The following is a 794-nucleotide window of genomic DNA, read 5'->3' as shown; positions in this document are numbered from 1 at the left end:
TTGGAATAACGAGTCTAAGGATAAGAGCATGTTAAAAATAAAATTTATCGGTGGTGCTGGTACAGTTACAGGTTCCAAATACCTTCTGACTATAAACGACAAGAAAGTCCTGGTTGACTGCGGTATGTTTCAAGGGGTAAAAAACCTACGAGACAAGAACTGGCAACCGTTTCCGATCGATGCCTCAAGTCTCGACGTTATCTTACTGACTCATGGGCATGTAGATCATAGTGGTTATATTCCTGCTCTTAAGAAGGCCGGATTCAAGGGTGTAATCTATTGTAGTAGTGGTACCTTAGACCTGTGTGGTGTGCTTCTACCTGACGCCGGTTTCCTTCAGGAAGAAGATGCTCGCTACGCAAATCGAAAAAGATTCTCTAAGCACTCTCCTGCGTTGCCTCTTTATACGGAAGAGGATGCGAACGCATCGCTGGAATTATTTGAACCTGTCTCGATGAATAAGGAAATAGAGATCCTTAAAGGGGTTCAGGTTGAATTCAAGCCGGTTGGGCATATCCTGGGTGCCGCCTCTATTCGACTTAGCGCCTTGGGAAGAAGCATAACCTTTAGTGGAGACGTTGGTCGCTCTGATGACTTGGTAATGAAAGCGCCTCAAAAGCTAAGTGAAACAGATTACTTGGTGGTAGAGTCGACTTATGGTGATCGACTACATGAAGATATCGATGCCTTTGCATTCTTTGAAGAAATCATCAATAAAACCAGTAAGCGCGGTGGCATTGTCTTGATGCCTTCCTTTGCGGTTGGCCGTACGCAAATTAATCTTCATATTCTTC

General features: G+C 44.1%; 1 protein-coding gene. It reads left to right on the top strand.

The window, feature by feature from the left end:
- Nucleotides 1-28 precede the first annotated feature (28 nt).
- Nucleotides 29-794, top strand: a 766-nt coding sequence (locus tag A3735_RS05450) for an MBL fold metallo-hydrolase (RefSeq protein ID WP_156499428.1), incomplete at its 3' end; no start/stop codon positions are given.

The sequence above is a fragment of the Oleiphilus sp. HI0061 genome (assembly GCF_001635675.1).
Note: the sequence above shows the minus strand (reverse complement) of the source record. Positions and strands in the feature narration are given on the sequence as shown.